This window comes from Pseudomonas sp. FW306-02-D09B (genome assembly GCF_058782685.1).
In genome coordinates, this window is record NZ_JBYSXY010000006.1 from 213,316 (window position 1) to 234,098 (window position 20,783).

Here is a 20,783-nt window from a genome sequence, read left to right on the forward strand (position 1 = left end):
AGTGGGTGAATCGAGCGCATGCAAACCCCCGCGAGCCGGGCACGCAGAGGCTAAAACAGCGCCCGCCCACCGCGGGTTTGTTATTGATGTGTTGCGGGCCGGTCTCCGGGCTTACGAGGGGCTGGCATTCGCCGAACCTGCAAGAATCGCCTTCCCATGCCGAACTGCTGGCACAGTGGATCTGATTCTTCGCTCGCTTACCGTTGCGGGGGCAGCACCGGACTGACATGGCTTTTGAGTAAAGCACATGATTCACCGGTTTCCCGTTTCACCCTGTGAAGGGCACCCGTAACAAGGCGTGTAGGAGAGCATGGGCGAGGGCGGGGCGTCAATTGGCACGCGTTCTCAGTTGAGGTCTAAGCAGAACCCTGTGGCGAGGGAGCTTGCTCCCGCTCGGCGGCGCAGCCGTCGTAAATCGTGTGCACGCGGGGTACTTGCGGGAATGAGGGGCCGCTTCGCGACCCAGCGGGAGCAAGCCCCCTCGCCACAGTGGATCGCGAACATTGACCCGCCCCGATGCGATGCGTAGCCTTGCGCTTTCGAGGTTCTTTGGCGCGTGCGCCGAAGCTAAGAAGGGAACGCGGTCGATGCCGCGGCTGCCCCCGCAACTGTGAACGGTTTCGTTTCTGCCATGCCACTGTGTTCTTTTGTTTTCAGACGCGGGAAGGTGCAGCAACCGCCAGTCGAAAGACTGGCCCACCGTCAGCCAGGAGACCTGCCTCGATACAGATTCTCACTACAACCGGGCGGGGTGATCCGGTGGCGAATTCTTCCGCGCGCTCAAGCGCTGCCGGTTGTCGTCCCGTATGCCCGCCACCTTGCCAAAGGGCATCCGATGAAAACACTGGCCAAACTTCCCGTCACCATCGTTACCGGCTTCCTCGGCTCGGGCAAAACCACCTTGCTGCGGCACATGCTCGATAACGCCCAGGGCCGGCGCATCGCGGTGATCGTCAACGAGTTCGGCGAGCTGGGCATTGACGGCGAAATCCTCAAGCAATGTTCCATCGGCTGCACCGAAGAAGAAGCCAACGGCCGCGTGTATGAGTTGGCCAACGGCTGCTTGTGCTGCACCGTTCAGGAAGAGTTCTTCCCGGTGATGCGCGAACTGGTTGCCCGTCGCGGCGATCTCGACCACATCCTCATCGAGACCTCCGGCCTGGCCCTGCCAAAACCATTGGTCCAGGCCTTCCAGTGGCCGGAAATCCGCAGCGCCTGCACCGTGGATGCGGTGATCACCGTGGTCGACAGCCCGGCCGTGGCCGCCGGCACCTTCGCCGCGTTCCCGGATCAGGTCGATGCCCAGCGCAAACTCGACCCGAACCTGGACCACGAATCGCCGCTGCACGAGCTGTTCGCCGACCAACTGGCCAGCGCCGACCTGGTGATCCTCAACAAGGCCGACCTGATCAGCCCTGCGGATCTGGCCAAAGTGCGCCTGGAAGTCGCCGAAGAACTGCCACCCGCGGTGAAAATCATCGAAGCCAGCAGCGGTCGTTTGCCGCTGGACGTGTTGATCGGCCTGGGCGCCGGCTCTGAAGAACACATCGACAGCCGCCACAGCCACCACGACCATCACCATGATGGCGATGACCACGACGACCACGATCACGACGCTTTCGATTCGATTTCCATCGAACTGCCGCAAGCCGATGAAAGCCTGTTGCTCGATGCCCTGACCCAATTGGTGGTTCAGCACGGCATCCTGCGGGTCAAGGGCTTCGCCGCGATCCCGAGCAAGCCGATGCGCCTGCTGATCCAAGGCGTGGGTACGCGTTTTGACAAGCACTTCGACCGTCAGTGGGGCGCAGACGAAGCGCGCAGCACCCGTCTGGTGCTGATTGGCCAGCAACTGGACGCCGTCTTGCTCGAAGCGCAATTGCGCGCCGCGCTCAGCGTTTAACCCATGCACCTGCTCAGGACCCAGCCCGGCGGTTTCGTCTCGGATGACAACATTGCCGACCTTGGTCAAACCCCCGCCGAGCTGGTGATTCTGTGCAGCGGCGACTCCAGCCTGGCGCTGCTCGCCGAAGCCGCGCAGCAGTTGCCCGAGGACTATCCGAGCCTGCGCCTGGCCAACCCGATGCAGGTGCAGAATCACGCCTCGGTCGACTTGTACGTCGACGAAGTGCTGCGCCACGCCAAGGTGATTCTGATCTCGCTGCACGGCGGGATTGCCTATTGGCGCTACGGCATCGAACGTCTGGTGGAGCTGTCGCAACGCGGTGTGCAACTGATTCTGGTGCCGGGCGATGACCGTCCTGACCCGGAGCTCAGCGACCTCAGTACCGTGCCTGTCGAAGACCGCGAGCGGCTTTGGCACTTTTTGCGTCAGGGCGGCATGGGCAATGCGCTGGATTTGTATCGCTGTCTGGCCAGTCGTTGGCTGGGCCGCGATTACCACTGGTCCGAACCGCAGACCTTGCCGCGTACCGCGATTTACCACCCACACAAAAGCAACGCGACGCTGGGCGATTGGCAAGCCAACTGGCAGCTTGATCAACCGGTGGCGGCGGTGCTGTTTTACCGTTCGCACTTGCAGGCGGCGAACACCGCTTTCATCGATGTTTTCTGCCAGCGCTTGCAGGCAGCGGGGCTGAACCCGCTGCCGATAGCGCTGGCCAGTTTGAAAGAGCCCGGCTGCCTGACGGTGGTCGAAGACTGGCTGGATGAGGTGCAGGCCTCGGTGATTCTCAACACCACCGGGTTTGCTCAATCGAGCCCCGAAGCCCCGCACCTGCGACCCTTCCGGCGCAATATCCCGGTGATCCAGGCGATCTGCGCCCAGGACAACGAACCCGGTTGGCGTGCCAGCGAGCAAGGGCTTGGCCCGCGGGATCTGGCGATGCACATCGCTTTGCCGGAGCTCGATGGGCGGATCATCAGCCGACCGATCAGTTTCAAGGATCTGGCTTGGCGCAGTGAGCGCAGTCAGTCCGATGTGGTCTGCTATCGACCGCAACCTGAACGCATGGATTTTGTCGCTGAACTGGCGCGGCGCTGGGTCGAGTTGGCGCGGGTGGCGAATACTGAAAAACGCATTGCGCTGATCCTCGCCAACTACCCGACTCGCGATGGGCGGATTGGCAACGGCGTTGGCCTCGACACGCCGGCTGCGGCGCTGAATATCTTGCGGGCGCTGCACGCCGAGGGCTATCCGTTGCCTGCCGATTTGCCGGAAAGCGGCACCGCATTGATTCAGCAATTGCTCGGCGGGGTCAGCAATGACCTGGAGAGCATCGACCTGCGCCCGTGCCAGCAAAGCCTGGCACTGGACGACTATTACTCGATGTTCAACGCCTTGCCCGAAGCCAACCGTGCAGCGGTGCTGGAACGTTGGGGATCGCCTGAAAACGACCCGATGTTCCGCAGCGGACGAATGATGGTCGCAGGGCTGCGGTTTGGCCTGACCTTTGTCGGCATTCAGCCGGCGCGCGGTTATCAGGTTGATCCGAGCGCGGTCTATCACGATCCGGACCTGGTGCCGCCCCACGGTTACCTGGCGTTCTATTTCTGGTTGCGTCAGGCCTACGGCGCCCACGCGGTGATTCACGTCGGCAAGCACGGTAACCTCGAATGGTTGCCGGGCAAGGGCGTTGGCCTGTCTGAAAGTTGCTGGCCAGATGCATTGCTCGGACCGCTGCCAAATATCTATCCGTTTATCGTCAACGACCCGGGCGAGGGCGCGCAGGCTAAACGGCGGACGCAGGCGGTGATCATCGACCACCTGATGCCGCCGCTGACCCGCGCCGAAACCTACGGCCCGATGCGCAATCTGGAGCTGTTGGCCGACGAATATTACGAAGCTCAATTGCTCGACCCACGACGGGCTCGCGAGTTGCAGCGCGACATCCTCAATCTGGTGCGTGAAACCCATATCGACCGTGAATTGCAGCTGGACGAGAAGCTCGACAGCGACGCCGATGCCGCGATCTGGTTGCCGCGTCTGGACACCTATTTGTGCGACCTGAAAGAGTCGCAGATTCGCGACGGCCTGCACGTGTTCGGCGAATCGCCAAGCGGGCGTCTGCGTATCGACACCTTGCTGGCGTTGCTGCGGATTCCGCGCGGTGACGGTCGTGGCGCGCAATCGAGTCTGTTGCGGGCCTTGGCCAAGGCGTTCGCGCTTGGCTTTGATCCGCTGGATTGTGTGTTGTCCGATCCTTGGTCAGGTCCGAAGCCGGCTGAATTGCTGACGCTCAGCGCTGAGGCCTGGCGCACCGCTGGCGACACTCGCGAACGTCTTGAGCTGTTCGCCGCGCAGTTGATCGAGCAGGCGCTCAGCGCTGATGTCGAGTTGTTGAGTCAGCCCGGCTGGGGTGACGTCGGTGCGATCATCGGCAGCTTGCGTGACGTCGTCGCACCGCGACTGGACGCCTGCGGCCCGGCAGAAATGCGCGGTCTGCTGGATGCGCTCAGTGGTCGCTTTGTTCCGGCAGGGCCTAGCGGCGCACCGAGTCGCGGACGCCTCGATGTGCTGCCCACCGGGCGTAATTTCTACTCGGTGGACGTGCGCAACCTGCCGACCACCACCGCTTGGCGCATTGGTTTCCAGTCGGCGAACCTGATTCTTGAACGGCACCTGCAGGACCACGGCGATCATTTGCGCCAGTTGGGTTTGTCGGTCTGGGGCACGGCGACCATGCGCACGGGCGGCGATGACATCGCCCAGGCCATGGCACTGATGGGCGTGCGTCCGGTCTGGGCGACGGGCAGTCAGCGGGTCGACGACTTCGAAATTCTGCCGCTGAGCCTGCTCGACCGGCCGCGCGTGGATGTGACGTTGCGCGTTTCCGGGTTCTTCCGCGATGCCTTCGCCAACCTGATTCGGTTGTTCGATGCCGCCGTGCAAGCGGTTGCCGCGCTGGACGAGCCAGACGATATGAACCCGTTGGCGGCCAAGGTTCGCAGCGAACGCGAAGCGCTGATCCAGTCCGGTCTGGACGAGGAGGCCGCCGCACGACAGGCCGGCTGGCGGATTTTCGGCGCCAAGCCCGGTGCCTATGGCGCGGGTGTGCAGGGCGCCATTGATGGCCGTTTGTGGCAGAGCCGCGAGGATCTGGCCGAGGTCTATCTGAACTGGGGCGGCTACGCTTATGGCGGTTCCGATGAGGGCACGGCGGCTCGCGAACAGTTCGCCCAGCGCTTGAGCCAGGTTCAGGCGGTGCTGCAAAACCAGGACAATCGCGAGCACGACTTGCTCGATTCCAACGACTATTACCAGTTCCAGGGCGGCATGCTCGCCGCCGTCGAAAGCCTCAGCGGTGAAGCGGCGGCGAGCTACCATGGCGACCACAGTCAGCCGGATTTGCCGAAGATCCGCACCCTCAAGGAAGAGCTGAACCGGGTGATCCGCTCCCGAGCGGCGAACCCGAAGTGGATCGACGGGATCAAGCGGCACGGCTACAAAGGCGCTTTTGAACTGGCGGCCACCGTTGATAATCTGTTCGCCTTCGACGCCACCACGCAGTTGATCGACGATCACCAGTACGCCTTGCTCGCCGACGCCTATTTGCTTGACCCGTCGACCCGCGAGTTCGTCCAGCAGCATAATCCGCACGCCTTGCGCGACATGACCGAACGCCTGCTCGAAGCCCAGCAACGCGGGATGTGGCAGGAGCCGGGCGAGTACCGCGAGGCGCTGGAGAATTTGCTGCTGGATATAGAAGAAGACAGTTGATGCCCGGCATAAAATTGCGCTCCGACCGTTAATCCTGTGGCGAGGGGGCTTGCCCCCGTTGGGCCGCAAAGCGGCCCCAAAACGACGATCACGGTGTGTCAGATATTACGCGTCCGCTGGTTTCCGACTGCTGCGCAATCGAACGGGGGCAAGCCCCCTCGCCACAAATGCCGGGCTTGTCCGTGATATGTACTAATAGACACCACCGACCACATACGAGAAAACCCGATGACCGACACCCCGCATTTCCCGCTCTCCGCCGTGGTCGGCGCCGATGCCCTGAAACTGGCGCTGTGCCTGACGGCCATCGACCCGAAAATCGGCGGTGTGCTGATCGAAGGCCCGCGGGGCATGGCCAAGTCGACATTGGCCCGTGGCCTGGCGGACCTGCTCGCCAGCGGGCAGTTCGTCACCTTGCCGTTGGGCGCGACTGAAGAGCGACTGGTCGGCACCCTCGACCTGGACGCCGCGCTGGGTGAAGGCCGTGCGCAGTTTTCCCCCGGTGTGTTGGCCAAGGCCGACGGCGGCGTGTTGTATGTCGATGAAGTGAATCTGCTGCCCGATCACCTGGTGGATCTGTTGCTCGACGTCGCTGCCAGCGGCACCAACCTGATCGAACGCGACGGCATTTCCCATCGGCATTCGGCGCGCTTTGTACTGATCGGCACCATGAACCCGGAAGAGGGCGAGCTGCGTCCGCAACTGCTCGACCGTTTCGGCCTGAACGTCGCCCTCAGCGGTCACACGGCGCCGCTTGAGCGTGGTCAGATCATCCGTCGCCGGCTGGACTTCGACAGCGACCCCCAGGCTTTTTGCGCCGACTGGGAAGTTCAGCAGCAGGCATTGCGTGAACGCTGCCAAGGTGCACGTACGGCACTGGCGAACATTCCTCTGGATGATCAGGCGCTGGCGCAGATCACCGAGCGTTGTTTTGCCGCCGGGGTCGACGGCTTGCGCGCTGACCTGGTCTGGCTGCGTGCCGCTCGCGCCCATGCGGCGTGGCGTGGGGCCGGGGCGATCAGCGAGGACGATATCGATGCCGTCGCCGAGTTTGCCTTGCGCCATCGGCGTCGCGACACGCCGCCGTCTGCGCCGCGCCAGAACACCACGCCAGACTCGTCCGCAACCCAACAACCGAACCCCGGCGAAGGCCAGGGCCAGTGGGGTGAAATGCCCGCGCAGGCATTACCCACCGGCGCCCGCCGTGAAGTGCCGAGCTGGCCAAAAAAGCCCTAGGCATTCGCCCTCGATCTGATGCGGGGGCGAATGCCAAACCCCGCGCAGGACGCCTGAAAAATGGCAGGCAAGGTCAGCGTCGAGCCAGCCAAAACGGCTCGGTCAATTGGCCCGGCACGCTGCTCAACGGCCGTCCGCGTCAGCGCGAAGATCTGCTGTTTCACCTGCGCAGTCGTTCACCTCACGAGCTGTGGCTGGTGATTGTCGATGCCTCGGCCTCGACCCGGCGTCATCAGGCGTTGAGCGACGCCAAAGGCCTGCTGGCGCAATTGTTCGACGACGCCTATCGCCAACGTGCGCGACTGGCGCTGTTGACCGCCAGTGGTGCTGCGCCGAAGTGGCAAGTGCAAGGCCTGAAAGCCTCAGCCAGCCTGCGCGACTGGCTCGACGCACTCGGTGCGGGCGGAGGCACGCCGTTGTTCGCGGCGCTGGATGAGGCGACGCATTGGTTGGCGTTGCGGCAAAAGCGTTTCCCGGCAGAGCAACAACGCGTGTTGCTGTTGACCGATGGCCGTCTAAAAAACACGCCAATGCAGGTGGCGCTCAATTGCCCGGCGCTGCTGGTGGACATCGAGCGCGGGCCGATTCGATTGGGGCGGGCGAAGGTCCTGGCGCACGAATTGAACGCAGACTATCGACATATCGACACGCTTTAATCTGCCGAATTACCCACAGCACCTATGCTGTGGATTCAGCTCATCACAGGAGTGGATCATGCGTGTTCTAGCCGCTAACAGTCAGGACGATTTCCGGGTCAAAGCCTATGCCGGTACCAACGGTGTGTTACTGGCCATGGACCTGGCCGAACCCCGACGCAAAGGCCTGCTCGGTTTCGCCATCGAAAAACAGCAAGGCAGCGGGCCTTGGGAGTTTTTGTTCAACAGCCTGACCTTCCCCGGCAAGGCCCACACCTTTCCCCAGTACAACGCGACGCCCAGCGACAGCGCACCGTTGCAGAAATTTCGCTGGGCTGATTACGCGGTGAATCCGGGCGTGACGATCAACTATCGGGTGCATCTGGCCTATGGCACGCCGGATGCGCCGCAATTGGGCGAGGCCCTGGCGGTGACGGTTACCACCGACAATGGCCTGCCGGCGGGCCAGCATGTCATTTTCAATCGTGCGGTGGCGGCCAGCCAGGCATTCTCCCGCAAGTTCCCCGAGCTCGACGCACAGCTGAGCGCCAACAAGAACCTGTCCCTCGACGACTGGCCCGCCGCACCACGGCAATGGCTGGAGAACGGCTTGCTGGAGCAGATCACCGGTTTCATCGAGCGCGCCGTGGATGGCCAGTGGGCGCTGGACATCGCGATTTACGAGTATCAACTGCCGACCATTATCGATGCGGTCAACGCGGCGTTTGGGCGCGGTGCCAAGGTTCGGGTGCTGTATCACGCCAAGCCCGGTGATGCCGACACCACCATGAATGAAGAGAGCCTGGCGAAGCTTCCCGACGAGAGCAAGCGGGGGCGGGTGACCCACGCGATCTTCCATGACAAATTCATCGTGCTGAGCAAGATCGATGGTGGTGAATATCGGCCGCAATCGGTGCTGTGCGGCAGTACCAATTTCACCGACAACGGCGTCTACCGCCAGGCCAACGTGGTGCATGTGCTGGACAATACCGCTGTGGGTGTCCGTTATTTGCAAGTGTTCGAGCAGATCTGGGCTGCGCCGGCCGACGTGGGTGCTACACGCAGCTGGTTGACCAAGAACAACCCGATGGACCCGTCACAGCCGTTGTTTGTCGGCTTCTCACCGCGTACCGGCCAGGCCGATCTGCAGCAATTCGTCGAGATCATCAATGCGGCGAAGAAGGACGTTCTGTTTGTCACCGCGTTCGCGCTGCCGGACGAAATCCTCAACGCCTTGCTCGGCCAACCTCACGACGATGTGCTGCGCTATGGCCTGCAAAACACTGCCAGCCGCATCACCGGTTATCACGCCGACCGCACGGCCGATTTCGCCGCCACCGCGTTGCTCAACACCGGTATCGAAGGCTGGCTCAAGGAAAGCATGAAAGGCCAGAAGGGCGATTTGCTGGTGCACCTCAAAGCCATCGTCGTCGACTTTACCACCGACGCGCCGATCATCATCAGCGGCAGCCACAACCTGAGCATCAATGCCAGTGAAGGCAACGACGAAAACTTCCTGATCATTCGCGGCGACACCGATCTGGCCGACCGCTATGGCCTGGAATTGCTGCGCTTCTACGAGCATTACCGTTTTCGTTATGCCGCCAGGCAAGAGGACCTCAAGCAGGTTCCGCCCCTGGCGGTGGATGACAGTTGGACCAACGCCTATTACCTGGACGGCGACCTGCGAATGCTCTCGCGGTTGCGTTTTTCCGGGCGGTAAATGATCGCCGATTCTGCCTGGCCGTGAAGGTCATGCCGCCGGTCTGCTTTCACAGGGGCTGTGCGGCACCTGATCTACCGTTGCTTGTTGAGGAGTGCGCTCCTCATTCACGCGGTTTTTCAGGGAGAACTACCATGGCACATGTACGGCGTGATGTATGGAAGCTGGGTTCTGGCTGGAGCGATACCTTGTTGTGGTATGCGCGTGGCGTCGGAGTCCTTCAACAACGACCGATCACTGACCGCACCAGTTGGCGGTTTCTGGCGGCGATTCACGGTATCGATATTCCCCTTTGGCAAAGCGCCGGTTATCTGCGACGGGGTGAGCAGCTACCGTCCCAGGCAGATCAGGACACCTACTGGAACCAGTGTCAGCACCAGAGCTGGTACTTTTTGCCGTGGCACCGCGGCTATCTTGCTTCATTCGAGCAGATCGTCCGCAAGGCTATCGTCAGCCTCGGAGGGCCAAGTGATTGGGCCCTGCCGTATTGGAACTACAACGAGAACCAGCAGACGCTGAAGCTTCCGGCCTGTTTCGCGGCGACCACGTTGCCCAACGGTGAGCAGAATCCCTTGTTTGTAGCTCGCCGGTTTGGCCCGACCGGTAACGGGGTGGTGGTGCTCAACGAGCAGCGGATCAATCTGCGTCCGGCCCTTACCGATCATGATTTCGCCGGCGGTTCCGGCGGTGGCTCTCCAGGTTTTGGCGGCCCGGTCACGGTGTTCGAGCACTATGGCCAGGTCAGCGGCCGGCTCGAGTCGCAACCGCACAACTACGTGCACGTCGCCGTGGGCGGCCAGCAACAGGGCAGCCGGGTGCCGGGGTTGATGATCGATCCGGATACCGCTGGTCTGGACCCGATATTCTGGCTGCATCACGCCAACATCGACCGGCTCTGGGACGTGTGGCTGCAGCGTGACCGGCAGAACCGCAACCCGGTCAACAGTGCGTGGCTCAATGGTCCGCCGACCCCGGGTCGGGGGTTCGTGGTGCCGACGGTCAGCGGCGATTCGTGGCCGTTCAAGGTGTCTGACATGCTCGATACCCGGGCACCGAAGCTGGATTATAGTTATGAGGATACGTCCGACCCGCTGCACGGTACCCGGGCATTCCAACAACGCTTGGAAACCTTGGGCGCAAGCCCCGAGCCTCTTGGTGCGGCAGTAGTGAAGGAAAAATCCATGAGCGCCCAATCACCCGCCGAACTGCTCGGCGCCAATGACAAAGCCATCGCCTTGACCGGCGCTACAGTCGAGACGCCGTTGCAACTCGACCAGAGCACCTCGGGCAAGCTGATGGGCAACCTGAAATCCCGGGCCTTTGCCCCCACGGTTGCGGAGCATTCCCTGGACCGGGTGTACCTCAACCTGGAAAACATCCGCGGAAACAATGACGCGGCGACCTTCGACGTGTACATCAGTCTGCCGGTCGAGGGACAGTTGTCGGCGCTGCCTGACCAATACGTTGGGTCGATCTCGCTGTTTGGCGTGCGCAAGGCCAGCAGCCCGGACAGCCAGCATGGCGGCAAGGGTGTGAGCCATGTGCTGGAAATCACTGATGTCTTCGACAAGCTCAGTGCCAGCGGCCATCCGGTTCTGGCGAAATTGCAAGTGCGCTTTGTGCCGGTGACCGATGTTCAGGCCGAGGACAACATCACGGTCGGTCGTGTGAGTGTCTATCGGCAAGGCGACTGAAGATGGGGGCATACCTCATCCAGGCCGTGACCCGAGGCTTCCTGCCGTGGCTGATCCTGATCAGCCTGGCAGGTTGGGGGCTGCTCCTCGGTTCGGTGCAGATGCTGTCTATCCCGGCATTCTGCGGAGCCTTCGTGCCTCTTGCTTATGCCGCGAGCTGGCAGGGGATTGAACAGGCGTTGCTGTTCAATCCTCCTCGCCAGTTGGTGGTTTCATGGCTATCGATGTTGCTGGCGATGACTCCTTTGCTGCTGGTCCATCCGCTGACGTATGTATGGCAACGCAGTTTGCTGAGGAAGCGCTGGCAGGCGGTGGTGTTGTTTGTGCTGGGTTTCACCAGCGTCTGGACGCTAGCCGGTCTGCTGCTCATGACCTTGGTAGTCGCGGCGCGGGTGATGCTTGGGGTTTCGCAGGCGATGGCGTTTGTCGTTACTTTGGCCGTGTGCCTGGTGTGGCAGGCCTCGCCGCTCAAACAACGGTACCTGAACCGCTGTCATCACCAGCCAAGGATTTCGGCGTTCGGCTGGGGGTTTATCAAGGATTGTCTGGCCTATGGTGTGGTCAGCGCAGGCTGGTGCGTCGGCTCGTGCTGGGCCCTGATGTTGTTGCCGATGCTGGCAGAGCAGGGGCATGTGCCGCTGATGCTGGTGAGCATGGGCTGGATGCTCTGGGAACGGTTCAAGCGTCCTCGACCCGTTCGATGGCACTGGCCCCGCCTGTTTCGCTGACCCTCACCCGTGGAGCGGCCGCAGGTAGCTCCACGAGGATTGCATAAGCCATCCGGCTATTTGCTCATCGCTGCCCGGTACTGGCGCGTGCGTTTGGCGATGTACAACTGGTCGAGAATCAACGCCCAGAGTGCCGACACCGCAGGTTTTGGCTGGCGACCGCGGCTCAGGCGCTGGATCTGAAAGCGCACCACGGCCATGTTGGCCAGTGCCGCCAAGGGCTTGCGTTTCCAGGTGATCGGCGGCAATTGTGGGTGGCTGTCATGTCCCTCGCGCCACAGTTTGACCAGCAACGGCTCGACCGCCAGCGCGGTGCCGATACCGGCCATGGCAATGCCGCTGGCCAGCACCTGTTCGACAACCGGCAGGCGTCGGATACCGCCAGTCACCATTACCGGCATCTGTGCCCGGCTCGCCAGTTCACCGGCCATTTCGAGGAAGTAGGCCTCGCGCGCCAGAGTCCGACCGTCGCGGGCTTCGCCTTGCATCGCCGGAGCTTCATAGCTGCCACCCGACAACTCCAGCAGATCGATGGCGAGCGGGTTGAGCAGGTCGATGACCTGCCGCGCATCGTCGGCATCGAAGCCGCCGCGTTGGAAGTCGGCGGAATTGAGTTTCACCGCGACGCAAAAGTCTGCCGTGACGGCTGCACGAACGGCGTTCACCACTTCAATCAACAAGCGCGCGCGATTTTCCAGCGAACCGCCCCAGCGGTCGGTTCGTCGATTGCTCAATGGCGACAGGAATTGACTGATCAGGTAGCCATGCGCCGCGTGAATTTCCACACCGGTAAAACCGGCTTTTTCGGCCAGGGCAGCGCTGGTGGCGAAGCGCTGGATGACCTCCTGGATGTTGTCTTCGCTCATCGGTGTGGGCTGGGCGAACATCTTCGAGAACTGTCCCATTTCCAGCGCCACGGCAGACGGCGCCCAGGCGGGTTGACCGAGATTGGCCATGGTCTGGCGCCCGGGATGGTTGAGCTGCATCCAGAACTGTGCGCCCTTGGCCCGACCAATCGCAGCCCATTGACGGAAACGTTCAAGGTGCTGTTCATCTTCCAGCACCACACCGCCGGGACCGGTCATGGCCCGACGGTCGATCATTACATTACCGGTCAGCAGCAGGCCGGCCTCGCCATCAGCCCAGGCCCGATAGAGCTGCATCAAGGCCTGTGAGGGGGCTTGATCAGTGTCGGCAAGGTTTTCTTCCATCGCCGCTTTAGCGATGCGATTGCCGATCGTCTGGCCGTTGGGCAGATTCAACGCGTGAAAGGGCGACATGCTTGACTCCTCAGTAGTGGAGAGGTGAGGCTAAGCTTAAAGTTAACTTTAATGTCAAGCGTGGTAATGAGGTTCTGATGAAGATTGGTGAGTTGGCGCAAATGAGCGGCCTGAGCGCTTCGCGCATCCGGTTTTACGAAAGCCAGGGGTTGATCGGCCAGGTCCAGCGCTTGGCCAACGGTTATCGGCGCTACCCGGCAGAGGTGCTGCAAACCCTGCAAATCATCCAGTGTGCGCAGCAGGCCGGGTTCAGCCTGGAAGAGCTCAAGCAGTTGCTCACCAGTCCAAAGCAGGGTGAGCTCAGGCACGACGAACTGGTGTCGAGCCTTGAGCACAAGGTCGGACAGATCGAAGAGATGCAACAGCATCTGGCGCAGAGCAAGGCGAAGTTGCTGGGCATGATCGAGACCATCAAGGACCGGCCTGAGGGGATGGCGTGTTCGGAGAACGCCGAGCGCGTGCTGGCGACGCTCAAGCACCACTGATGCGTTCAGTTCTGATTGGTGCAACCGTCGGCAGAGACTGGAGACGAGGGTTTCGAAGTCTTCGCGCTGCGATGAGCGAGCAACTGATGCGCCCGTGGAACGGTGCGTAAAGAGCCAAGGGGTTGCCGTAACCATTGCAGGTCACGCTGCGGTCTGCGTGGGACAGGTTTAGCGCGAGCCTTGCCCAAGAGAGCGATAAACACGTTGTTCAAAGTCTCCGCACTATCAAAACCTTTGAGCTTTCTCAGCAGTTTCCCGTTGCAATAGCACAACACCGTGGGGGTGCCGCTGACCTTGGGGTGACGGGGGGATTCGGCTGTATTCAACATGTAAAACTCGGCGCGATCTTTATAGGCCTCGGCCGTCGCCCGAAATATCGGCCCGGCAAACTCACAGGCGTAGCAGTGCGGATGAGCGAAATACAGGACGACCGGGCGGTAAGTCCTCAATGCCCGGCGGTATTGCGGCGCCAGGGTAATGGGAGCGGTTTTTGGATTCACGGAATAGTCCTTTGCACAGAAAACGTTGGAGCCAGTACGTATTCAATATGATCGGAACGTGAGAACTGTTCGTGCTGCGTTCACTGACAAAGACCTAAAGACTAAAAGAAGTTGCGAGTTCGAACGGGTCCGTCAGGAGAATTGACGGACCGCTGTCAAGCCACTGCGTCATTCAGAGCCGTTTGAGCACCACATCATCAAAACGCGACCCGAAGACGCTGCTTACGCCATCGTTTGCCAGCAACTTGACTTCCATGTGCTGAGTGTCAGCTGGAGCCGAGAAGTGAAGTTCCTTTTCAGTCCAGTGCATGCCGCCGCCCAGATCGAGTTGTTTGCGCTGCTTGGAGGGATGCATCACGACCGTTGCCTGACACGCTGACCCACTGTCGGTTTTCATTTTTACGGAAAACTTGAATTCTCCCTCACCTTCGACCGTAACGCGCTGAGTAATCTGGGCATTAACCTGCAAGGCACAGGAATCCTCGGAATACTCGACCTTTGCTGGCGAGTTAGGTGTCCAGTGCTCTCCCTTCCGTGAAAAGTCACCATTGAGCAGCAAATTATTTTCTGCGGGCTGTTGGGACATTTGGAAACTCCTGTAAGTGGGTGTTACGCGAAGTTGATCATCACGACTCAGCGACATCTGAAAGGCCTCTGAAGTCGGGGTAAAAAGATTGAGCGCCAGAAACAAGCAACCTACAACTGTCAGATCTGACAGGTCAGTTAGAGATGTCGACGAATGGTGGTATCGATGACCTGAGCTACAACCGGGGAGGGATCAGAGGTTTGCTCAAGGTCATAGCGTAAAGCGCCTGACAATAGGGTCGAGTGGTTGACGGTTTTCGTGACACGTATCGGCTCGCTCGCCCTCAATTGGGGCCCAACTACCCGTGCCTGTAGCCAACGGTAGCGCTTGTGCGCTGCGTCGTTTGGTAACGCCTTTTTTGTGCTTTCACATATCCCGTTGATTCGATTCACATTTCATTTGCCTTGGGATTTTCCGTTCGGGCTATGGCACACTTTCTGCTGTCTATTCCGTTGTTACATACCATGTTCCGGTATAGCGGAATAAACATCATCCTGGAGTGCCCGTCATGCAGCGTCGACTTTCCTTGTTTACAGCGTGTGTTTTTCTCTTTGCGGCCACAGCCTCTGCCGTGGGCATTGCCCAGGCGGCGGACAGCAGGCTCGACAATGTGTTGAAGCGCGGGCATTTGATCGTGGGCACGGGCAGCACCAACGCGCCGTGGCACTTTCAGGGCGCGGACGGAAAATTGCAGGGTTTTGATATCGACATCGGGCGGATGGTCGCCAAGGGTTTGTTCAATGACCCGAGCAAGGTCGAGTTCGTGGTGCAGTCGTCAGACGCGCGGATTCCGAATTTGCTGACCGACAAGGTCGACATGAGCTGCCAGTTCATTACCGTCACCGCCAGCCGTGCGCAGCAAGTGGCGTTCACCCTGCCGTACTACCGCGAAGGCGTTGGCCTGCTGTTGCCGGCCAACAGCAAGTACAAGGAAATCGAAGACCTGAAGGCGGCCGGCGACAGCGTCACCGTGGCAGTACTGCAAAACGTCTATGCCGAAGAATTGGTGCACCAGGCGCTGCCCAAGGCCAAGGTTGACCAATACGACAGCGTCGACTTGATGTACCAGGCAGTGAACTCCGGCCGTGCCGACACCGCTGCCACCGACCAGTCTTCGGTCAAATACCTGATGGTGCAGAACCCTGGCCGCTATCGCAGCCCGACCTATGCCTGGAGCCCGCAAACCTACGCCTGCGCGGTCAAGCGCGGCGATCAGGACTGGCTGAATTTCGTCAATACCGTCTTGCATGAAGCCATGACCGGCGTTGAGTTCCCGACTTACGCGGCGTCCTTCAAACAGTGGTTTGGTGTCGATCTGCCTTCCCCGGCAATTGGCTTCCCTGTCGAATTCAAATGATCCCGTGAGAGTGGGGCGCCAATAACGCGCCCCGCTCAAGGTACTGCTGACCATGAACTATCAGTTGAACTTTGCCGCCGTCTGGCGCGATTTCGACACCTTGCTGGCGGGGCTCGGCCTGGGTCTTGAACTGGCGTTGGTGTCGATCGCCATCGGTTGCGTGATCGGCCTGCTGATGGCGTTTGCTTTGCTCTCAAAGCACCGCGCATTGCGGGTGCTGGCGTCGGTGTACGTGACGGTGATCCGTAACACGCCGATTCTGGTGTTGATTCTGCTGATCTACTTTGCGCTGCCGAGCCTGGGTATCCGGCTGGACAAGCTGCCGTCGTTCATCATCACCCTGTCGTTGTATGCCGGGGCGTACCTGACCGAAGTGTTCCGTGGCGGGTTGTTGAGCATCCCCAAAGGCCTGCGTGAAGCCGGGCTGGCGATTGGTCTGGGGGAGTGGCAGGTCAAGGCGTACGTCACCGTGCCGGTGATGTTGCGCAACGTGTTGCCGGCGCTCTCGAACAACTTCATTTCGCTGTTCAAGGACACCTCGCTGGCGGCGGCGATTGCCGTGCCGGAGCTGACCTATTACGCGCGCAAGATCAACGTCGAAAGCTACCGGGTGATTGAAACCTGGCTGGTGACGACAGCGCTCTATGTTGCGGCCTGTTATCTCATCGCGATGCTGCTGCGTTACCTCGAGCAGCGTCTGGCGATTCGCCGTTAGGAGCGCTCCGATGTACGAGTCCCCAAGTTGGTTGCATGAGTTATGGGTCGCCCGCGACACCCTGTGGTCGGGCTTTTTGACCAGTGTGCAGTGCTCTGTCCTGGCGATCATGCTGGGCACCCTGATCGGCATCGTTGCCGGGCTGGTGCTGACCTACGGCAAGTTCTGGATGCGCGCGCCGTTTCGTTTTTACGTCGACCTGATCCGTGGCACGCCGGTGTTTGTGCTGGTGCTGGCCTGCTTCTACATGGCGCCCGCACTGGGCTGGCAGATCGATGCGTTCCAGGCCGGAGTGCTGGGGCTGACGCTGTTCTGCGGTTCGCACGTTGCCGAGATCGTTCGCGGTGCGTTGCAAGCGCTGCCACGTGGGCAGATGGAAGCGAGCAAGGCCATCGGTCTGACGTTTTATCAGGCTCTCGCTTACGTGCTGCTGCCTCAGGCGCTGCGGCAGATTTTGCCGACCTGGGTCAACTCGTCGACCGAAATCGTCAAGGCTTCGACCTTGCTCTCGGTGATCGGTGTGGCCGAGTTGCTGCTGAGTACCCAGCAGATCATCGCCCGGACCTTCATGACCCTGGAGTTTTACCTGTTTGCCGGTTTTCTCTTTTTCATCATCAACTACGCCATCGAATTACTCGGCCGGCATATTGAAAAGCGGGTGGCCTTGCCATGACTCAAGCTCAAGTTTCGACAAAGAACGCTAGCCAGGCCCTGCTGGAGATTCGCGATCTGCACAAGCAATACGGCCCGCTCGAAGTGCTCAAGGGCGTCGACCTGACCATGCAGCGTGGCAACGTGGTCACGCTGATCGGTTCCAGCGGCTCGGGCAAGACCACGCTGCTGCGCTGCGTGAACATGCTCGAAGAGTTCCAGGGCGGGCGGATCCTGCTCGATGGCGAGTCCATCGGTTACCACGAGGTCAACGGCAAGCGTGTGCGCCACTCGGAAAAAGTCATTGCCCAGCACCGGGCGATGACCGGCATGGCGTTCCAGCAGTTCAACCTGTTTCCCCATCTCACGGCGTTGCAGAACGTCACCCTTGGCCTGCTGAAAGTCAAAAAGCTGCACAAGGACGAAGCGGTGGTGCTGGCGGAAAAATGGCTGGAGCGTGTCGGCCTGCTGGAACGTCGCGATCACTATCCGGGTCAGTTGTCGGGTGGTCAGCAACAGCGCGTGGCGATTGCCCGGGCGATTGCGATGAACCCGAGCCTGATGCTGTTCGACGAAGTGACGTCGGCGCTCGACCCGGAGCTGGTCGGCGAAGTATTGAGCGTGATCAAGGGCCTGGCCGAGGATGGCATGACCATGCTGCTGGTGACCCACGAGATGCGTTTTGCCTTTGAAGTCTCGGACAAGATCGTTTTCATGAATCAGGGGCGTATCGAAGAGCAGGGGCCACCCAAGGAATTGTTCGAACGCCCGCAATCTCCGCGTTTGGCGGAATTTCTCAAGAACACGCGTTTTTAACATTCAATTTCAGATCAGGAGAAACACTCATGAGTATTACTCGTTACGGCACCGGTAGCACCGCCGGTGGCGGCCAGCCTCGTCCTTTCGCCCGTGCGGTGGAAGCCGATGGCTGGCTGCACGTATCTGGCCAGGTGCCAGCGGTGGACGGCGAAATCATTGCCGGCGGGATCGTCGAGCAGACTCACCAGACCATGCGCAACCTGATCGCGATCCTCGAAGAAGCCGGCTATGGCCTGGAAGACGTGGTGCGTACGGGCGTATGGCTGGAAGATCCACGGGATTTCTGGAGCTTCAACAAAGTCTTCTCCGAATACTTCAGCCCGGAACACGCCCCGGCCCGGGCTTGTGTGCAGGCGAACATGATGGTCGACTGCAAGGTCGAGATTGATTGTGTGGCGTACAAGAAGAAGGCCTGAACCGCGGTGACCCGATCGCGGGCAAGCCTTGCTCCTACAGGGGATCGCGTTTCTCTGTAGGAGCATGGCTTGCCAGCGATGGCGGCCTAACGGTCGGTACAGGACTCTGGTTAAACTCACCGGCGAATTTGAATGAGAACCCACTGACATGACCGAAGACACCATCAAGCGCCGGGCTCGCGGTCTGGACCGGGCGTTCGATATTCTCGATTTCCTCAAGGAAATTGGCCAGCCGCTGCGCCCGAACGATATCGCCAGCGGTATCGGCAGCCCGAAATCCACGGTCTACGAACTGGTCGCGTCGCTGCTTGAACGACGGATTCTCGAACCGGTGGGCAAGGAAGGTCACGTCTATCTTGGCCGGCAACTGTACTTTCTGGGGCAAGCGCATCTGCGTCATTTCGACCTCAGCCGCGAGGCCGATCATGCCTTGCAGGAAATCGTCAGCCAGACCCGTGAAACCGCGCAGATGTGCCTGCTCAATGGGCGCAAGTACACGGTGGCGCTGATGAAGGAGGGCGAGCGGCATTTCCGCATTTCCTCGGACATTGGCGAGAACGCGCCGATCCCGTGGACCGCTTCCGGGCGCTTGTTGCTGGCGCACTTGAGTGACCAGCAAATCGTCGACCTGATCGATGAAGAGGACTTCATCCTGCCTGATGGCGAACGCCTGCCGCTGGAGCGTTTTCTGGCGGAAATCCGTCAGGCCGCTATCGACGGGTTCTTCTCCTTCGACAGCGTCGCCGACACCTTTACCCACTGCTTTGCCGCACCGGTGAAAGACCCGAGTGGCGTCGCCATTGCGACCCTGTGCATCGTCGCCCCAAGGGCCGATGCGAAGAACAATTACAACGACTATCGCCGGGTGCTGATCGACAGCGCGAACAACCTGGCCCGTCGCATCAACGAATAACAGTGGCCGTTCGCGGCCGCGTGTGAGGAGTTAGAACATGCCTTCTGCCTTGAACATCGCTGCCGTGGAAAAGGGCAACGGCCAGCCCGGTGCCAACCTGGTGCGTGACGTCAGCCTGCCGGCGCTGGTGCTGCACCGCGAAGCGCTGGAGCACAACATTCACTGGATGCAGGCATTCGTCAGCCACAGCGGTGCCGAGCTGGCGCCGCACGGTAAAACCAGCATGACCCCGTCGTTGTTTCGTCGCCAACTGGAGGCGGGCGCCTGGGGCATTACCCTCGCCACTGCGGTGCAGACTCGTGCCGCCTACGCCCATGGCGTGCGCCGGGTGTTGATGGCCAATCAGTTGGTGGGGGCGCCAAACATGGCGCTGATCGCCGAGTTGCTGGCAGATCCGTCTTTCGACTTTTACTGCATGGTCGATCACCCGGACAACGTTGCCGACCTCGGGGCATTTTTCGCCGCGCGCGGCCTGCGCTTGAACGTGATGATCGAGTACGGCGTGGTCGGTGGCCGTTGCGGCTGCCGCAGCGAAGCCGAAGTGCTGGCACTGGCTGAGGCGATCAAAGCGCAGCCGGGGTTGGCATTGACCGGCATTGAAGGCTACGAAGGGGTGATTCACGGCGACCAGGCGGTCAGCGGCATCCGCGAGTTTGCTGCATCCCTGGTACGCCTCGCGGTGCAGTTGCAAGACAGCGGCGCTTTCGCGATCGCCAAGCCGATTATCACGGCGTCGGGCTCGGCCTGGTATGACCTGATCGCCGCGTCGTTCGAAGCCCAAAACGCCGGCGGACGTTTCCTCAGCGTGCTGCGCCCCGGTAGTTACGTGGCTCACGACCATGGCATCTACAAGGAAGCGCAATGCTGCGTGCTCGATCGTCGTAGCGACTTGCATGAAGGCCTGCGTCCGGCACTGGAAGTCTGGGCGCATGTGCAGTCGTTGCCGGAGCCGGGGTTTGCGGTGATTGCCCTGGGCAAGCGCGATGTAGCGTATGACGCGGGGCTGCCGGTGCCGTTGCTGCGTTACCGGGCGGGTGTGCTGCCAGCGATCGGTGATGACGTCAGTGCCTGCACAGTGACGGCGGTGATGGATCAGCATGCGTTCATGACGGTCGCGCCCGGGGTTCAGTTGCGTGTGGGCGACATCATCTCGTTCGGTACGTCTCACCCGTGCCTGACCTTCGACAAATGGCGCACCGGTTGCCTGGTGGATGAACAGTTGAACGTCATCGAAAGCATGGAAACCTGCTTTTAAGGTTTGAGACCGAGGCGCGGCCTTCGCGAGCAAGCCCGCTCCCACATTGATCTTGTGAACACTGGAGATCCAATGTGGGAGCGGGCTTGCTCGCGAAGGCGTCCTGCCAG

At 60.8% G+C, this 20,783-nt stretch carries 18 protein-coding genes and 2 riboswitches; of the genes, 15 read left to right on the plus strand and 3 right to left on the minus strand.

The genetic code is table 11. From position 1 onward, the window contains the following. Window positions 1–79 precede the first annotated feature (79 nt). Window positions 80–305: riboswitch (cobalamin riboswitch) on the minus strand. A 220-nt stretch (window positions 306–525) separates the two neighbouring features. Continuing rightward, window positions 526–737: riboswitch (cobalamin riboswitch) on the plus strand. A gap of 98 nt (window positions 738–835) precedes the next feature. From cobW to AC3WK5_RS12930, 7 genes are all read left to right on the plus strand, one after another. Further along, entirely contained in the window at window positions 836–1,903 is a 1,068-nt protein-coding gene (cobW, locus tag AC3WK5_RS12900; protein ID WP_103315300.1) for a cobalamin biosynthesis protein CobW, read from the plus strand. Between the two features lie 3 nt (window positions 1,904–1,906). Next, a complete protein-coding gene (gene cobN, locus AC3WK5_RS12905; protein ID WP_103315221.1) occupies window positions 1,907–5,680 on the plus strand; it encodes a cobaltochelatase subunit CobN in 3,774 nt (1,257 codons plus the stop codon). Window positions 5,681–5,908: 228 nt separating this feature from the next. Then, complete coding sequence (locus AC3WK5_RS12910) at window positions 5,909–6,916, plus strand: magnesium chelatase ATPase subunit I (RefSeq protein WP_103315222.1); 1,008 nt, start codon at window positions 5,909–5,911, stop codon at window positions 6,914–6,916. A 53-nt stretch (window positions 6,917–6,969) separates the two neighbouring features. Then, a complete protein-coding gene (locus AC3WK5_RS12915; protein WP_103315223.1) occupies window positions 6,970–7,572 on the plus strand; it encodes a vWA domain-containing protein in 603 nt (200 codons plus the stop codon). Between the two features lie 58 nt (window positions 7,573–7,630). Beyond that, a complete protein-coding gene (locus tag AC3WK5_RS12920; protein WP_103315224.1) occupies window positions 7,631–9,274 on the plus strand; it encodes a phospholipase D-like domain-containing protein in 1,644 nt (547 codons plus the stop codon). Window positions 9,275–9,408: 134 nt separating this feature from the next. After that, on the plus strand, window positions 9,409–10,968 hold the full coding sequence (locus AC3WK5_RS12925; RefSeq protein ID WP_158248907.1) for a tyrosinase family protein: 1,560 nt from the start codon (window positions 9,409–9,411) through the stop codon (window positions 10,966–10,968). 2 nt (window positions 10,969–10,970) lie between these two features. Beyond that, the gene (locus AC3WK5_RS12930; protein WP_054596797.1) at window positions 10,971–11,696 is read left to right on the plus strand and encodes a copper chaperone; all 726 of its coding nucleotides are present in this window, start codon (window positions 10,971–10,973) and stop codon (window positions 11,694–11,696) included. Between the two features lie 56 nt (window positions 11,697–11,752). Here AC3WK5_RS12930 and AC3WK5_RS12935 read toward each other — a convergent pair whose 3' ends face one another. After that, a complete protein-coding gene (locus AC3WK5_RS12935) occupies window positions 11,753–12,976 on the minus strand; it encodes an NADH:flavin oxidoreductase/NADH oxidase family protein (RefSeq protein WP_103315226.1) in 1,224 nt (407 codons plus the stop codon). A gap of 77 nt (window positions 12,977–13,053) precedes the next feature. Between AC3WK5_RS12935 and AC3WK5_RS12940 the strand changes: the two genes are divergently transcribed. After that, complete coding sequence (locus tag AC3WK5_RS12940) at window positions 13,054–13,461, plus strand: MerR family transcriptional regulator (protein ID WP_054596799.1); 408 nt, start codon at window positions 13,054–13,056, stop codon at window positions 13,459–13,461. A gap of 5 nt (window positions 13,462–13,466) precedes the next feature. Here AC3WK5_RS12940 and AC3WK5_RS12945 read toward each other — a convergent pair whose 3' ends face one another. Beyond that, window positions 13,467–13,961: a thioredoxin family protein gene (locus AC3WK5_RS12945; protein ID WP_103315227.1), complete on the minus strand. Its 495-nt coding sequence runs from the start codon at window positions 13,959–13,961 to the stop codon at window positions 13,467–13,469. Between the two features lie 172 nt (window positions 13,962–14,133). Beyond that, complete coding sequence (locus tag AC3WK5_RS12950; RefSeq protein ID WP_103315228.1) at window positions 14,134–14,547, minus strand: hypothetical protein; 414 nt, start codon at window positions 14,545–14,547, stop codon at window positions 14,134–14,136. Between the two features lie 508 nt (window positions 14,548–15,055). Here AC3WK5_RS12950 and AC3WK5_RS12955 point away from each other — a divergent pair. From AC3WK5_RS12955 to AC3WK5_RS12985, 7 genes are all read left to right on the plus strand, one after another. Next, the gene (locus AC3WK5_RS12955; protein ID WP_054596801.1) at window positions 15,056–15,904 is read left to right on the plus strand and encodes a transporter substrate-binding protein; all 849 of its coding nucleotides are present in this window, start codon (window positions 15,056–15,058) and stop codon (window positions 15,902–15,904) included. A gap of 52 nt (window positions 15,905–15,956) precedes the next feature. Further along, complete coding sequence (locus AC3WK5_RS12960; protein ID WP_054596802.1) at window positions 15,957–16,619, plus strand: amino acid ABC transporter permease; 663 nt, start codon at window positions 15,957–15,959, stop codon at window positions 16,617–16,619. A 10-nt stretch (window positions 16,620–16,629) separates the two neighbouring features. Beyond that, window positions 16,630–17,292, plus strand: coding sequence for an amino acid ABC transporter permease (locus AC3WK5_RS12965; RefSeq protein ID WP_103315229.1), 663 nt, complete (start codon window positions 16,630–16,632; stop codon window positions 17,290–17,292). Beyond that, the gene (locus AC3WK5_RS12970) at window positions 17,289–18,086 is read left to right on the plus strand and encodes an amino acid ABC transporter ATP-binding protein (protein ID WP_103315230.1); all 798 of its coding nucleotides are present in this window, start codon (window positions 17,289–17,291) and stop codon (window positions 18,084–18,086) included. The genes AC3WK5_RS12965 and AC3WK5_RS12970 overlap by 4 nt, the downstream gene beginning before the upstream one ends. Before the next feature lie 29 nt (window positions 18,087–18,115). Further along, window positions 18,116–18,505, plus strand: coding sequence for a RidA family protein (locus AC3WK5_RS12975; protein ID WP_054596805.1), 390 nt, complete (start codon window positions 18,116–18,118; stop codon window positions 18,503–18,505). Window positions 18,506–18,653: 148 nt separating this feature from the next. Beyond that, on the plus strand, window positions 18,654–19,418 hold the full coding sequence (locus AC3WK5_RS12980) for an IclR family transcriptional regulator (protein WP_103315231.1): 765 nt from the start codon (window positions 18,654–18,656) through the stop codon (window positions 19,416–19,418). Window positions 19,419–19,455: 37 nt separating this feature from the next. Beyond that, the gene (locus AC3WK5_RS12985; RefSeq protein WP_103315232.1) at window positions 19,456–20,673 is read left to right on the plus strand and encodes an amino acid deaminase; all 1,218 of its coding nucleotides are present in this window, start codon (window positions 19,456–19,458) and stop codon (window positions 20,671–20,673) included. Window positions 20,674–20,783: the final 110 nt, after the last annotated feature.